At 67.1% G+C, this 13778-nt stretch carries 12 protein-coding genes; 4 read left to right on the top strand and 8 right to left on the bottom strand.

Annotation, left to right across the window (positions count from 1 at the left end; all coding sequences use genetic code 11):
- Nucleotides 1-54 precede the first annotated feature (54 nt).
- Both RR42_RS01485 and RR42_RS01480 read left to right on the top strand, forming a co-directional pair.
- Nucleotides 55-408, top strand: coding sequence for a phosphonate transporter (locus tag RR42_RS01485; RefSeq protein WP_201777352.1), 354 nt, complete (start codon nt 55-57; stop codon nt 406-408).
- 7 nt (nt 409-415) lie between these two features.
- Nucleotides 416-1717 carry a sensor domain-containing diguanylate cyclase gene (locus RR42_RS01480; protein ID WP_082054779.1) on the top strand — a complete coding sequence of 434 codons (1302 nt, stop codon included), beginning with the start codon at nt 416-418 and terminating at the stop codon, nt 1715-1717.
- A gap of 1 nt (nt 1718) precedes the next feature.
- Here the strand turns inward: RR42_RS01480 and RR42_RS01475 are convergent, their stop codons facing one another.
- The 5 genes from RR42_RS01475 to glmU form a co-directional block, all read right to left on the bottom strand.
- Nucleotides 1719-2039: a hypothetical protein gene (locus RR42_RS01475; protein ID WP_043343193.1), complete on the bottom strand. Its 321-nt coding sequence runs from the start codon at nt 2037-2039 to the stop codon at nt 1719-1721.
- A 224-nt stretch (nt 2040-2263) separates the two neighbouring features.
- Nucleotides 2264-3037, bottom strand: a complete 774-nt coding sequence (locus tag RR42_RS01470; protein WP_144409725.1) for a response regulator transcription factor — start codon at nt 3035-3037, stop codon at nt 2264-2266.
- Complete coding sequence (locus tag RR42_RS01465) at nt 3034-5001, bottom strand: sensor histidine kinase (protein ID WP_043351180.1); 1968 nt, start codon at nt 4999-5001, stop codon at nt 3034-3036. The genes RR42_RS01470 and RR42_RS01465 overlap by 4 nt, the downstream gene beginning before the upstream one ends.
- Nucleotides 5002-5645: 644 nt before the next feature.
- On the bottom strand, nt 5646-7484 hold the full coding sequence (glmS, locus tag RR42_RS01460; RefSeq protein WP_043343191.1) for a glutamine--fructose-6-phosphate transaminase (isomerizing): 1839 nt from the start codon (nt 7482-7484) through the stop codon (nt 5646-5648).
- A gap of 120 nt (nt 7485-7604) precedes the next feature.
- On the bottom strand, nt 7605-8966 hold the full coding sequence (glmU, locus tag RR42_RS01455; protein ID WP_043343188.1) for a bifunctional UDP-N-acetylglucosamine diphosphorylase/glucosamine-1-phosphate N-acetyltransferase GlmU: 1362 nt from the start codon (nt 8964-8966) through the stop codon (nt 7605-7607).
- 257 nt (nt 8967-9223) lie between these two features.
- Between glmU and RR42_RS01450 the strand changes: the two genes are divergently transcribed.
- Nucleotides 9224-10090 carry a DUF6279 family lipoprotein gene (locus RR42_RS01450; RefSeq protein WP_043351178.1) on the top strand — a complete coding sequence of 289 codons (867 nt, stop codon included), beginning with the start codon at nt 9224-9226 and terminating at the stop codon, nt 10088-10090.
- Nucleotides 10091-10117: 27 nt separating this feature from the next.
- Here the strand turns inward: RR42_RS01450 and ttcA are convergent, their stop codons facing one another.
- The 3 genes from ttcA to RR42_RS01435 form a co-directional block, all read right to left on the bottom strand.
- Nucleotides 10118-11059: a tRNA 2-thiocytidine(32) synthetase TtcA gene (ttcA, locus tag RR42_RS01445; RefSeq protein ID WP_043343186.1), complete on the bottom strand. Its 942-nt coding sequence runs from the start codon at nt 11057-11059 to the stop codon at nt 10118-10120.
- Between the two features lie 155 nt (nt 11060-11214).
- Nucleotides 11215-11628, bottom strand: a complete 414-nt coding sequence (locus tag RR42_RS01440) for a dihydroneopterin aldolase (RefSeq protein WP_043343182.1) — start codon at nt 11626-11628, stop codon at nt 11215-11217.
- 69 nt (nt 11629-11697) lie between these two features.
- Nucleotides 11698-12525 carry an SDR family oxidoreductase gene (locus tag RR42_RS01435; protein WP_082054778.1) on the bottom strand — a complete coding sequence of 276 codons (828 nt, stop codon included), beginning with the start codon at nt 12523-12525 and terminating at the stop codon, nt 11698-11700.
- Nucleotides 12526-12540: 15 nt separating this feature from the next.
- Between RR42_RS01435 and RR42_RS01430 the strand changes: the two genes are divergently transcribed.
- On the top strand, nt 12541-13740 hold the full coding sequence (locus tag RR42_RS01430; RefSeq protein WP_043343181.1) for a class I SAM-dependent methyltransferase: 1200 nt from the start codon (nt 12541-12543) through the stop codon (nt 13738-13740).
- Nucleotides 13741-13778: the final 38 nt, after the last annotated feature.

Below are 13778 nucleotides of genomic sequence, written 5' to 3'. Positions count from 1 at the left end.
GCGCGGCGCCGGCCGCAGGCATTGTGAACCCCGGATTGGAAAATGAGGATGAGGATGAGTTTTTCGGAGATTTCGCTGGAGCAGCTGGATAGCCTCTCGGCGCAGGACGCCGACGCACTGCCCTTCGGCGCCATCGGCTTTGCGTCGACGGGCATCGTCGAGCGTTACAACGCCACCGAATCGCGGCTCGCGGGATTGTCCCAGGAGCGGGTGCTCGGCCGGCATTTCTTTGCCGAGGTGGCCATCTGCATGAACAATTTCATGGTGGCCCAGCGCTTCGAGGATGCCGGCTCGCTGGACGAAACCATCGACTATGTCCTCACCCTGCGCATGCGCCCCACGCCGGTCAAGCTCCGCCTGCTCATGCGCCCCGGCCACGACCGGCGCTATGTGCTGATCCAGCGATAGGCGCGCCATGGCAATGGCACATCCCGGGGAGAGCCAGGGCGACCTGGCCGCTCTCGCGGCCGAGAACGAGGAATTGCTGACCTTCCTCTATATGTCTCCGGCAAGCATCCTGCGCATCGACGCAGCCGGCAACGTGGCGATGGCGAACCCCAAGGCAGCCCAGGTGTTGATGCCCATCTCGCGCACGGGCAGCCTGGACAATCTCTTTGCCGTATTCGAGGACCTGGCTCCCGAGCTAAGGAGCATGGCGGCCACGTTCGCGCATGAGCGCGGCTATATCTGCGAGAACCATCGCATCTTCCTGCCCACGCGCAAGCAGCAGGAGCCCAATGTCCTGTCCTGCTCCATGCTGCGCGTCGCCCAGGACTGCACGATGGTGGTGCTCACGGACATCTCGAAGGTGGTAGCGCAGGAGCGCAGCCTCAAGCAGACCGAATCCTGGCTCGCCGCGGTCTATTCGGCGGTGAATGATTTCGCGTACTTCTCGCTGGACGCCACCGGCCGGATCGACAGCTGGAACCAGTCCGGCCAGCGCCAGACCGGCTTCGAGCGGCAGGACGTGGAAGGCGCCACGCTGCGCCTGTTCTGCCATCCGGACAGCGACTTCACCGCGCGGGCCGACGAGCAGCTCCGGCTCACGCGCGAAAGCGGCTGGCATGTGGAAGAGCTATGGTGCGTCACCCGTGACGGTCGGCGTTACTGGGGCCAGTTGCTGGTGGCGGCGCTGGAGGAAATCGACGGCAAGGTTTCCGGCTACTCGGTCGTGCTGCGCGATGTCACGGAACGCAAGCTCAGCATCGACAAGGTCAAAGAGCTGCTCACCAGGGACCACCTGACGGGAGCCGCCAACCGCGGGCATTTCTTCGACGTCGGCGAGGCAGAAGTGGTGCGTGCCCGGCGCCTGCGGCAACCCTTGTCGGTCGTCATGCTGGATGCCGACCATTTCAAGGCCATCAACGACAACCTCGGCCACGCGGCGGGCGACCATGTCCTCAAGGAACTGGTCGCCTGCTGCCAGGGCGTGCTGCGCGCCATCGATATCATTGCCCGGCTGGGCGGGGAGGAGTTTGCCCTGCTGCTGCCGTCGACCAATGCGCATGGCGCCAGGGCGACGGCACAGCGCATCCGGCAAGCGGTGGAGCAGCACGCGTTCCACTTCAATGGCGTGGACATCCGCTGCACGGTCAGTCTGGGTTGCGCCACGATGCCTGGCGCCGGGGACACGCTGGACGATGTGCTGGCAGCGGCCGACAAGGCCCTTTACCGGGCCAAGGCCGCGGGCAGGAACTGCGTGGCAAGCCAGGACTGATCTAGTCCGAGCCCGGCACCGGGCCGGCGGCAGCTGCCCCGGCCGCCGCGGCTCTCGCCTTCGCGCGGTTCCACGCATTGCCAATCGCAAGCCCGGCGCAGGTCGGGACGTACATGCTGGAGTTCTCGGCCGTGCTGCCGTCGTACTGTAGCAAGCCCGAATCCATCATCTTGCGGATCTGCCAGCGGTGAATGACCTCGTCGTTGCCTTGCGCCCCGGCGTCCACCAGCACGACGCTTGGCAAGAGCCTGCCCCAGGGATCGCGAGCGATGCGCAGGATCGCCCCGTTGGCCACTCTTCCCAATAGCTCGCTCTGCCTCATTCTTGCTCCACGCTACTTGTGCTTCTGATGCTTCTTCCCGGGTGTGGCGGGCATCGAGGTTTCCCGCGCGGTGGACGACACCTTCAAGCCAACCGGCCAGCCCCGTGACGGGGGGTGAGCATACAAAAATCCGCGCCGGCAAAGCTCACAAATACTCACAAATGCGCACAAATGCTCGCAAGCGCGCAACAAGCGCAAGACCGCTCGCCGCCGGCCTCCCAGCGCTATCCCTCAGCCTGGCCCAGCCAGCGCTGCACCAGCAGGTAGCCAACGCCACGCACCGTGCGGATCGCCGGGCCATGCGGCCAAGCCCGCGCGAGCTTGCCGCGCAGCCGGCTGATGGCGACCTCGAGCCGGTGCTCGTCGAAGTCAAGGTAGTTGCCACCCAGCGCCTCCACCAACTGGCGGCGGCCGGCCGCATCGGGCGCGCTGCGGCGCAAGGCCTGCAGTAGCTGGCTTTCCATGCGCGTGAGCAGGAGCGCGTTGCCAGCCGGCGTGATGGCCATGAGACGGCGCGCATCGAGGCGCCAGGCCGGCGCCGGCAAAGGAAAGTCAGGCGTCACGGGGCCGAGGCGGCGCAGCAGGTTGGCGATCACCAGCAGCAGCTCTTCCGTGCGCGCCGGCTTGACAAGATAGCCATCGGCGCCGCCGCGCAGCCCGGCGAGCCGGTGGTGTGCCATGCCGCGCGCGGTCAGCATGACGATGCCCAAGTCGGGCCGGGTCCGGCGCAGGCGCTCGCAGATCGACAGCCCATCCTCATCCGGCAGGCCCAGGTCCAGTATCAGCAGCCGGCACGGCTGGCTGGCCAGGTGCGCGTCCAGCGCGGCTGCATCGGCCAGGCTCGCGACAGCATAGCCGGCGTGGCTCAAGTGAAAGGCCAGCTCCGTGCGCAGGCGCTCGTTGTCCTCGACCAGCGCGATGGGAACCCCTTTGGCCATCCCTTCGGGCATCCCCGTCGGGGCGGCATCGGAAGCCGCAAGGGCGGCGACGACAGTCATGCGGCCTGCGGCAGCCACGCCACGAAACAGGCCCCCTCGCGCCAGCCCTGATCGCAGCACAGGGTCCCGCCATGCAGCTCCATGATCTTGCGCGCCAGCGGCAGGCCCAGCCCAAGGCCGGGCTGGTCGGCAATCTCGCCGAGCCGGCGGAATTTCTCGAAGATCACGTCCTCCTTGCCCAAGGGCACGCCGGGCCCCTGGTCGCGAATGCGCCAGGCCACGCCGCGCACGCCTTCGCGCATGCCGGCGGCGATGTCGATCAGGATGCGGCTTGCCGGGTAGGCGTACTTGAGCGCGTTGTCGAGCAGGTTGAGCAAGGCGAAGTGCAGCAGGCGGATATCTCCATCGAGCTGGGGCAGCCCAGCCCCGGCCTCCAGGGACACACGGGCCGCCGCGTGCGGCTCGAGCGACGCGAGCACATCGCGGCTGAGTTCGGCGAAGCCAAATGGCGCAGTGTCGAGCTGCTGTTCGCCGGGCACCAGCCGCTCGCGCGCCTCGGCCAGCTCCATCAGGAGCTTCAGCCGCCGCACGGCCAGCTGGATGCTCTGGTAGCGGCTCTCGCGCTGGGCGCGGTCGCCGCCGATGTCGTCGAGCAGGCGCAGGCTATAGGCCGCGGCATCGATCACCGCCACCGGCGTGCGGACCTCATGCGTCATCATCGCGAGCAAACGGCTTTGCTCCTCGAACGCACGCCGCTCGCGCAGGGAAGACGCCATGGCCTCGCAGGCCTGCTGCCGCTCGCTCTTGCGCTCGCTTTCCGCTTCGCGCACGCGCAGCGCAATGGTCAGGTGCAGCACCAGCATCAGCGGCAGGTCGAGCAGGTGTGCGCCTTGGATCGTGGTGAGGCTCAGCGGCATCAGGCCGAACGCGCCAAGGCAGCCAGGCAGGATGATGAGGCAATACAGTGAAAGCGAAGCTGCGACCAGCCGTCCGGAAGCGCCTCCGGTGCGCCACAGGCGAAGATAGACGGGTATCGAGAGCAATTGCCCCAGCAACACCCCGATATAGAGCACGCAAACCGCGGGACCGTAGGAGTCGCTCGAGGACGACAAGGCGACCGCCAGGCCCGTCAGCATGAGGCCCTGGTAATAGCGCAGCAGGCGCGGCGCGCGCTCGCGCAACTGCAGCAGGCAGATCACGAACAGGCTGGCGCACGCCCATTGAAGCCCCACCAGGGCCTTGGCGGCCAGGAGCGGCACGGTGGCATCGCGCGGAAAGAGAAACTGGCTGGCCAGTCCGTCAGCGGCAAGCCAGCGCAGGGTAGCCACGGCCATGAGCAGGGAAAAAGCGCCGTAGAGCGCGCGGCGGGTCAGCAGCCAGCCCGCCAGGTAGAACAGCACCGCCGTGGCCACGAAACCCAGGTGCATGCCATAGCCGATGTCGGCAGCCGCGCTTGCCGCGCGCAGCTCGGATCCATGCCACAGCCGCAATGCGGCCGCCATCGTGCCGGTGGTCCGGATGCGCAGGTAGAGCACATCGCCCGGCTGCGGCTGCGCAAGCCGGAAGGCCAGGTTGCGGCTACGCCCATCGGGGCCGTCGCGGGCCTCGATGGGCAGCGCATAGCCGCTGCGGCGCTCCACCCAGGCGCCGTTCGCCGCTGCCTGGTACAGGCGCACATCGTCAAGCGCCCCCGGCCAGATCTCCAGCCAGCGCTCGCCACCCTGGGCCGCCGCGGGCAGCACTGCCTTGAGCCAGACCACGTCATGGGTAAAACCCTCGCTCAGGCCGCCGCGCAATGGCTGGAATCCGTTGTCATGCGCGGCAACCTGCGCGATCGTGAGCCGCCCGCCCGGATCGCGCAACCAGGACACGTCGGGGCTTTGCAGGGGCAGCGGGCCGGCATCGGAGGCCCAGGCCCGCGCCACCAGCAGCCAGGCCAGCATGCCGACAAGACCGGCCGCATGGAGGCGGCGGGCCAGCATGACGCCAGCGCCATGGCGCCGGGGCGGGGCGGCGGCGCTCATGCGGCGAAACCAGGTGGCCGGATCACAAGGCCGGTCCTGCTGCGCTGCATGACGCATGACCGTGACCATGACCGTCCGCTGCCAGGATGCAGGGACAACGAGAATGGCTGGGCTGCAGGCGCGTGACTCCGCCAGCTGGGCACGCCAGCAATCCTGGGCGGCAGAGGAGCCGCCCCGCAAGCCAATCTTCAGTCATTCTCGAGGCAAGGTGTGCGGCGGGACTCCCAGAGCACCTGGTCCGCATTATCGTATTTGATGTTTTATTTTCTTATCTTTTTGTCTTCTTCCCGCTGATCTGGTGATCTGGATCTGCAGGAGGCCCAGTGCCGGGCACGTCTTCGGCGAAAACACAACCGTGCGAGATTCTTGGCTATTGGCCGGGATTGTTCAAGTCCGCCAAACGAATGAGGCGAACCGGCGGCGGTGGCCGATACCAAAGTAGGCAACTCACCGATAGCGGGTGGCGAGCCGAGAGGCCATCCTGAGACCAGCATCGACGCGCAGCTGGCCACCTGGCCGCGCGCCCTCCACCGGTAACTGGCATGAATGGACGCTTATGAATAGACGCTTGCTCATGCCGGCCATGCCGCCCGGCCAGCCAGGCGTTCCTGGCCATGCGGCGCGGCTTGCAGCTATCGCTTGCGTTACTCCACCGTGACCGACTTGGCCAGGTTACGCGGCTTGTCCACGTCGGTGCCGCGCGCGCAGGCGGTATGGTAAGCCAGCAATTGCAGCGGCACCACGTGCAGGATCGGCGACAGGTCGCCGTAGTGCTCGGGCAGGCGGATCACCTGGATGCCTTCGGTGGAATGGATGTGGGTGTCGCTGTCGGCGAACACATACAGCCGGCCGCCGCGGGCGCGCACTTCCTGGATATTGGACTTCAGCTTTTCCAGCAGCGCGTCGTTGGGCGCCACCGTGACCACGGGCATGGCCTCGGTCACCAGTGCCAGCGGGCCGTGCTTGAGCTCGCCGGCCGGATAGGCCTCGGCGTGGATGTACGAGATTTCCTTGAGCTTGAGCGCGCCTTCCAGGGCGATCGGGTAATGCAGGCCACGGCCCAGGAACAGCGCATTCTCGCGGCGGGCAAAGTCCTCGGACCAGGAGATGATCTGCGGCTCCAGCGCCAGCACGCCGTGCAGGGCCACGGGCAGGTGGCGCAGGTTGGTCAGCGCCGCGGCTTCCGCCTCGGCCGTGAGCCTGCCGCGTACCTTAGCCAGCGCCAGGGTCAGCATGTACAGCGCGGCGAGCTGGGTGGTGAAGGCCTTGGTCGACGCGACGCCGATCTCGGTGCCGGCACGCGTCAGGAAGCGCAGCGCGGTCTCGCGCACCATGGCGCTGGTGGACACATTGCACACAGCCAGGGTATGCGAGTGCCCCAGCGACTTGGCGTGGCGCAGGGCGGCCATGGTATCGGCGGTCTCGCCAGACTGCGAGATCACCACCACCAGCGCGCGCGGGTTGGGCACGGTTTCGCGGTAGCGGTACTCGCTCGCCACCTCGACCTGGGTCGGGATCTTGGCCACGGATTCGAGCCAGTACTTGGCGGTGCAGCCCGAGTAATAGCTGGTGCCGCAAGCCAGGATCAGCACGCTGTCGATCTCGCTGAACACGCTCTGGGCTGTCTCGCCGAACAGTTCGGGCGTAATGGCGTCGATGCCTTCCAGCGTATCGCCGAGCGCGCGCGGCTGCTCGAAGATTTCCTTCTGCATGAAGTGGTGGTACGGGCCCAGCTCCACCGCCGCGGCGTGCGTCTCGACCACGCGCACTTCGCGCTCGACCAGGTGGTCGTGCGCGTCGCGGATGGTGGCGCCTTCGCGGGTGATTTCCACCACGTCGCCTTCTTCCAGGTAGACGATGCGGTTGGCGGTACCCGCCACGGCCAGCGCATCCGAAGCCAGGAAGGATTCGTTGTCGCCCAGCGCCACCACCAGCGGCGAGCCGGCGCGGGCGCCGACCACGCGTTCCGGATGGTCCTTGGAGAACACGGCGATGGCATAGGCGCCGTGCAGGCGCTTGGTCACGGCACGCACCGAGGCGAACAGGTCGCCGCGCGTGGCGCTGCTCGGGTAGGTGTAGACCTGGTGGATCAGGTGGGCCACCACTTCGGTGTCGGTCTGCGACTCGAAGCCATAGCCGGCGGCGCGCAGCTCCTCGCGCAGCGGCTCGTAGTTCTCGATGATGCCGTTGTGCACCAGCGCGATGGACTCACCCGAGAAATGCGGGTGGGCGTTGGTGGTGTCGGGCTTGCCGTGCGTGGCCCAGCGCGTATGCGCCACGCCGGTCATGCCGGCCAGGCCGGACGCGCGGGTCTGCTCGTCCAGGTCGGCCACGCGCGAGACCGTGCGGGCGCGCTCGAGCGCGTTGTCGCGCACTACCGCCACGCCGCAGGAATCATAGCCACGGTACTCGAGGCGACGCAGTCCTTCGATCAGGACCGGAACAATATTGCGCGAGGAAACCCCGCCGACGATGCCGCACATATTCTTCTCCCACAGGGCGCGGACACGGCCGCACCGGATGATTGGCGCGAGGACGGCGCTGCCGTCTCCCGCGAGTTGCCATTGCCGCCCGGCCGTATCCCGGCCAGGCGGCGGCGGGGCTTATTTCTTGACTTGCTTGACCGGACGCTGCCACGCGTCGAGCGTCATCTGCTTGGAGCGCGACAGCGTCAGCTTGTCGGCCGCCGCCTCCTTGGTCAGCGTCGTGCCGGCGCCAATGGTGGCGCCGCGGCGCACGGTCACCGGCGCGACCAGCTGCGTATCGGAACCGATAAAGACATCATCCTCGATGACGGTGCGGTACTTGTTCGCGCCATCGTAGTTGCAGGTGATGGTGCCCGCGCCGATGTTGACGCGCGAGCCGACCGTGGCGTCGCCCACGTAGGCAAGGTGGTTGGCCTTGCTGTGCGCGGCGATCTGGCTGTTCTTGACCTCGACGAAGTTGCCGATGTGCACATCCTCGCCCAACACCGTGCCGGGACGCAGGCGCGCGTACGGGCCGATGCGGCCGGCCGCGCCAACGCTGGCATCCTCGAAATGGCAGAACGGCTGCACCCGCGCGCCAGCGCCCACGGTGCTGTTGCGCAGCACGCAGTTGGCGCCGATATGCGCACCGTCCTCCAGATGCACGCGGCCTTCGAACACGCAGTTCACGTCGATGGTGACGTCGCGCCCGCAGGTAAGCTCGCCGCGGATATCGATGCGCGCCGGATCCAGCAGCGTCACGCCCGCTTCAAGCAGGCGCTGCGCCAGGTTGCGCTGATGGATGCGCTCGAGCTCGGCGAGCTGTACCTTGCTGTTCACGCCCAGCGTTTCCCACAGCGCATCGGGCTGCGCGGAAACCACTTCCATGCCGTCGGCCACCGCGCGCTCGACGGCGTCGGTCAGGTAATACTCGCCCTGGGCATTGTCATTGCGCAGCGTGGACAGCCAGCGACGCAGGGGGCCGGTGGGCGCCAGGATGATGCCGGTGTTGATCTCACGGATGGCGCGCTGCGGCTCGCTGGCATCCTTTTGCTCGACGATGCGCACGATCTTGCCCGCCTCGCGCACGATGCGGCCATAGCCGGTGGGGTCATCCATTTCGACCGTCAGGATGCCCAAGCGCTCGCTGCCGGCAGCGGCCACCAGGCGCTGCAGCGTGGCAGCTTCGGTCAGCGGCACATCGCCGTACAGCACCAGCGTCGGCTGGCTGTCGTCGAGCAATGGGAGCGCCTGCGCCACGGCATGGCCGGTGCCAAGCTGCTCGGCCTGCAGGGCGAAGGCAACGTCTGGCGCGCCAACCGCCTCGCGCACGCGCTCGGCGCCATGCCCAACCACCACGACGAGCCGGGTCGGCAACAATTTTCGTGCCGTCTCAATCACATGAGCAAGCAGCGGCCGGCCCGCGAGAGGATGCAGGACCTTGGGCAGTGCGGAGTTCATCCGCTTGCCCATTCCTGCAGCGAGAATGACGATATTCACAAGGAGGGTCCTAAGTGAGTGTGTCCAGCAAACAGTATGAATCACCCCCTTGGCGAGCCCGGGGGCCAGCAGCGTTGGCCAGGGTCCTGGCCCGAAGCCCGAAACCGGCGGCAAAGCCAGCAACGGTTGGGAATCGCGGGCGCGATCAGGTGCCAAAACGCGCGGAAAAGGATTCTATCATGGGGGTTTTGCGCCGTTTGACCGCTTATCCCTTCCTGCGCGGGGACCGTCTCCGGCGTCTCTTTCTGGTCACAGCCGTGGTCGCCCTGACGGCCTGCAATGCCGTAAAGCTAGGCTACCAGCAGGGCGACCGGCTCGCCTACTGGTGGATCGACAACTACGTGGACGTCTCGGCCAGCCAGGAACCCCTCACCCGCGACGCCATCGCCCGCTTCTTTGCCTGGCATCGCAAGGACCAGCTGCCCGAGATCGCCAGGCTGCTGCGCCAGGCCAAGAGCGAGGTACAGCAACCGGTCTCCGCCACCGCGGTGGGCAAGATCCAGGAAGACGCCCAGCGCCTGGCACGCGTCGCCTTCGATCGCTCCACGCCCGACGTGGCCGACCTGCTGCTGACGCTGACCCCTGAGCAGATCGCCCGCATGGAGAAGAAGTTCGCGGACGCCAACGCCAAATACCGCAAGGAATACCTGCGCCCCGACCCGGCGGCCCACGAGGAAGCCCGGTTCGACAAGGTGATGGACTACGCGCGGCTGGTCTACGGGCGCTTTTCAAGTGACCAAGAGGCCACTATCCGCCGCGCCATGGCGCCCGTGGTGCAAGGCGCCGAGGCGCGCTACGCGGAACGCGTCAAGCGCCAGCAGGAATGGCTGGCGCTGGTGCGCCAGGTGCAGGCCGAGCATCCGCCCAAGGCCCAGGTCGTGGAAATGCTGAGGCGCTATGGCGACCACTGGCAGAACCCGCCTACGCGTGAGCGCAATGCCCGGTACGATGCCAACAACGAGGCCGGGCTGGCGCTGACCGTCACCATTGCCAACCTGACAACACCGGAGCAAAGAGCCCACGCGGCGGATCGCTTCCAGAAATGGATCGACGACGCGAACGCGTTGATGCGCGATGGCACCGCCAATGCGGCGGCGCCCCGGCCAACGCGCTCCGAGAACTGACGAGGGGCCGGGAGGCAGGCCCGTGGCCTATTCGGCGGCAGGCCGCGCCGGGCCGGCGGGCGCGGACTTCTCGAAGCGCACGAATTCCAGCTTGTTCTCTTCCATGCCGCCTGCAAAGACCAGCGGCTGCTGGGAGAAAGTGGTCTCGCCGAACAGCGATGCCTCGTCCACCTTGGCCAGGCCGGTTGCCAGCCCGTTGAAATCGAACAGATCGGTATCGGCCAGATGCGACGGCACCACGCTGCGCAGCGCGGCAAAGATATTGTCGGTGCGCCCCGGATTGGTCCGCTCCCACTCCAGCACCATCTCCTTGACCTTCTTGCGCTGCAGGTTTTCCTGCGAGCCGCACAGGTTGCACGGGATGATCGGGTATTCCATCGCGCGCGCGTAGCTCGCGATGTCCTTTTCAGGGCAATAGGCCAGCGGGCGGATCACGATGTGCTGGCCGTCGTCGGTGGCCAGCTTGGGCGGCATCGCCTTCATCTTGCCGCCGAAGAACAGGTTCAGGAAGAAGGTCTGGATGATGTCGTCGCGATGGTGGCCCAGCGCGATCTTGTTGGCGCCGAGTTCCTTGGCGGTGCGGTAGATCACACCGCGGCGCAGGCGCGAGCAAAGCGAGCAGGTGGTCTTGCCCTCAGGCACCTTCTCCTTGACGATGGAATAGGTATCCGCGTCGACGATCACATACTCCACCCCCACCGATTTCAGATAGGCCGGCAGGATGTGCGCGGGAAAGCCCGGCTGCTTCTGGTCCAGGTTCATCGCGATCAGCTTGAACTTGACCGGCGCGCGCTTTTGCAGCGCCATCAGCACCGACAGCATGGTGTACGAGTCCTTGCCGCCGGAGAGGCACACCAGCACCGTGTCGCCATCCTCGATCATCTTGAAATCGCCGATGGCGCGGCCCGTCTGCGACTGGAGATAAGTCTCCAGACGGAAGAAGTTCTTGGAATGCGTGGTGGCGGTCATGGCGATGGGGTGATGGGGCGATCGGGTACGGCAAAGCAAGGGCAAAGCGGCGCGCAATGCGGCAGTTGCATCACATGCAAGCTGCCGGGGCCGGAGAACCCGGCATTTTACCGTGAGCTGCCACCCTGCGCCGGCAACCCGCCAGAGCGGCTCACTTACTGGCCAGCCTGCTCGCTCTTGATGTGGAACACCTCGACGCCGACCGAATCGCAGTCCGGGTACACGTCCGGCTTTTCGGTCGATACGCGCACGGCGCGCACCTTGGGGTGCTTGAGCATGGCGCGCGCCACGTCGTCGCACAGGGTTTCCTGCAGGTGCACGTGGCCCTGCGCCATGCGCTCGGCAACCGTATTGCGCATGAAGTCGTAGTCCACCACTTCCTGCAGCTTGTCGTCCTGGGGCGTGCTCTGGGCCAGCGGCACGAACAGGTCGATATTGATCAGCACGCGCTGTTCGCCCTTTTTCTCGAATTCGTGCACGCCGATGTTGATCTGCACTTCGTAGTTGCGCAAGAACATGCGGCGGCAGTCTTGCAGGCTGGGATGTGTGAGGGCGGCGAGCATGGTCATGATGGGGGAGAGGAAAAAGAGGGAGAAGGCGCGCGCGGACTTGGCGCGCGCGCCGGGTACGTTATTCGGTCATTCGGTCAGGAACATCACGTCGCGCGCCAGCGGCATCAGGTGCTGGCCGCCGTCGACGTAAAGCGTGGTGCCGGTCACGGCGCGCGCTTCGGCCAGGTAGGCCACCGCCTGCGCGATGTCTTCCGGGGTGGACGACTGCCCCAGCGGCGTCATGCGGTGGGCGCGCCGGAAGCCCGGGCTGGACTGGTCGCCCGAGACCATGGTGATGCCGGGCGCCACGCCCACCACGCGCAGCTTGGGTCCCAGCGCCTGGGCCAGCTGCACGGTAGCCGTCTGCAGCGCCGCCTTGGACAGCGTGTACGACAGGAAGTCCGGATTCAGGTTATCCAGCTTCTGGTCGAGCAGGTTGATGACCACGCCGCGCTGCGTGTCCGACATGGCACGGTGCATTTCGCGCGCGAGCAGCAGCGGCGCGGCCACATTGGTACGCATATGCGTATCGAGCGAGGCATAGGAAAAGCTGGTGGCCACGTCGTACTGGAACAGCGAGGCATTGTTGACCAGGCAGGTCGGCACGCCCAGCGCATCGGTGCAGGCCTTGATCAGCGTGGCGGTGGACGCCTCGTCGGCCAGGTCGGCTTGCAGCACGGCGGCACGCTGGCCACCGGCGCGGATCTGTTCGGCCAGCGCCTCGGCCTCGGCCACGGAGCGGTGGCAATGCACCGCCACGTCCCAGCCGCGCTGGGCCAGTTCCAGCGCGATCACACGCCCGAGCCGGCGCGCGGCGCCGGTGACGAGCGCGATGCCGCGCGCGGGGGTGGCGGAGGCTGCGGCGGCGGTAGCGCCGGCAGGCGATGCGGAGTCAGGGGATTCGGAGGCTGGCATTGCTACAATCGCGATATGCACAAAGGCGCTAGTTTACCCCTTCCCCCCGCCGACGCACTGTCGGCGTCCGCCGCGCTGAGCGCGCACATCGGCCGGGCTATCGACGACGCGGGCGGCTGGCTCGGTTTCGACCGCTATATGGCGCTTGCGCTATATGCGCCCGGGCTGGGCTACTACAGCGGCGGCGCCGCCAAGTTCGGCCGCGACGCGCGCGATGGCAGCGACTTCATCACCGCCCCCGAACTCAGCCCGTATTTCGCCCGTACGCTCGCGCGCCAGTTCGCGCCGCTGCTGGCGCAAGGCCTGTCGCAGGTCCTGGAATTCGGCGCCGGCACCGGCCGGCTCGCCGCCGACCTGCTGCTGGCCCTGGAGCAGGAAGGCCAGTTGCCCGAGCGCTACGCCATCGTCGAGCTCTCCGGCGAGCTGCGCGCGCGCCAGCAGGCCACGCTGGCCACGCGCGCGCCGCATCTGGCCCCACGCGTCGCCTGGCTGGATACCCTGCCCGAGCATTTCGAAGGGATCGTGGTCGGCAACGAAGTGCTGGACGCCATGCCGGTGCGGCTATTCGCCCGCAGCCACGGCCGCTGGCTGGAGCGCGGCGTAGCCCGCCGTGACAGCGATGCCGACGCATCCGACGCAGCCTTCGGCTTCTCGGACCGTCCCGTGGCGGCCGACGCCCTGCCTGAAGCACTGCACGCCGTGGCCGGCGACCACGACATCGTCACCGAAACCCACGCCGAGGCCGAAGGCTTCATGCGCGCAGTGGGCACGATGCTCACGCGGGGTGCGGTGTTCCTGATCGATTACGGTTTCCCCGCTGCCGAGTACTACCATCCGCAGCGTGTCGGCGGCACGCTGATGTGCCACTACCGCCATCACGCCCACCCGGACCCCTTCCTCTACCCTGGCCTGCAGGACATCACCGCCCACGTCAACTTCAGCGGCATCGCCCACGCCGCCGCCGATGCCGGGCTGACGGTGGCCGGCTTCGCCTCGCAGGCGCGCTTCCTGATGAATGCCGGCATCACCGAGCTGCTGATGGCGCTGGACCCCAACGACACGCGCAACTTCCTGCCCGCCGCCAACGCGGTGCAAAAGCTGCTGTCCGAGGCCGAGATGGGCGAACTGTTCAAGGTGATCGCGCTGACCCGCGACTTTGACGCAACGCTGCCGCTGGCAGGCTTCGCGCGCGGCGATCGCAGCCACGCGCTATAGTCCGCGCATCTCACCTCACCCTCTAGGCACACCCACAC

This window comes from Cupriavidus basilensis, from assembly GCF_000832305.1.
GTDB lineage: Bacteria > Pseudomonadota > Gammaproteobacteria > Burkholderiales > Burkholderiaceae > Cupriavidus > Cupriavidus basilensis_F.
Note: the sequence above shows the minus strand (reverse complement) of the source record. Positions and strands in the feature narration are given on the sequence as shown.

Excerpts from the sequence above, each read along its gene's own strand:
- ttcA (WP_043343186.1), bottom strand. The coding sequence starts at position 11,059 with ATGACCGCCACCACGCATTCCAAGAACTTCTTCCGTCTGGAGACTTAT.
- RR42_RS01465 (WP_043351180.1), bottom strand. The coding sequence starts at position 5,001 with ATGAGCGCCGCCGCCCCGCCCCGGCGCCATGGCGCTGGCGTCATGCTG.
- RR42_RS01480 (WP_082054779.1), top strand. The coding sequence starts at position 416 with ATGGCAATGGCACATCCCGGGGAGAGCCAGGGCGACCTGGCCGCTCTC.
- RR42_RS01470 (WP_144409725.1), bottom strand. The coding sequence starts at position 3,037 with ATGACTGTCGTCGCCGCCCTTGCGGCTTCCGATGCCGCCCCGACGGGG.
- RR42_RS01440 (WP_043343182.1), bottom strand. The coding sequence starts at position 11,628 with ATGACCATGCTCGCCGCCCTCACACATCCCAGCCTGCAAGACTGCCGC.
- RR42_RS01475 (WP_043343193.1), bottom strand. The coding sequence starts at position 2,039 with ATGAGGCAGAGCGAGCTATTGGGAAGAGTGGCCAACGGGGCGATCCTG.
- RR42_RS01435 (WP_082054778.1), bottom strand. The coding sequence starts at position 12,525 with ATGCCAGCCTCCGAATCCCCTGACTCCGCATCGCCTGCCGGCGCTACC.
- RR42_RS01485 (WP_201777352.1), top strand. The coding sequence starts at position 55 with ATGAGTTTTTCGGAGATTTCGCTGGAGCAGCTGGATAGCCTCTCGGCG.
- glmS (WP_043343191.1), bottom strand. The coding sequence starts at position 7,484 with ATGTGCGGCATCGTCGGCGGGGTTTCCTCGCGCAATATTGTTCCGGTC.
- RR42_RS01430 (WP_043343181.1), top strand. The coding sequence starts at position 12,541 with ATGCACAAAGGCGCTAGTTTACCCCTTCCCCCCGCCGACGCACTGTCG.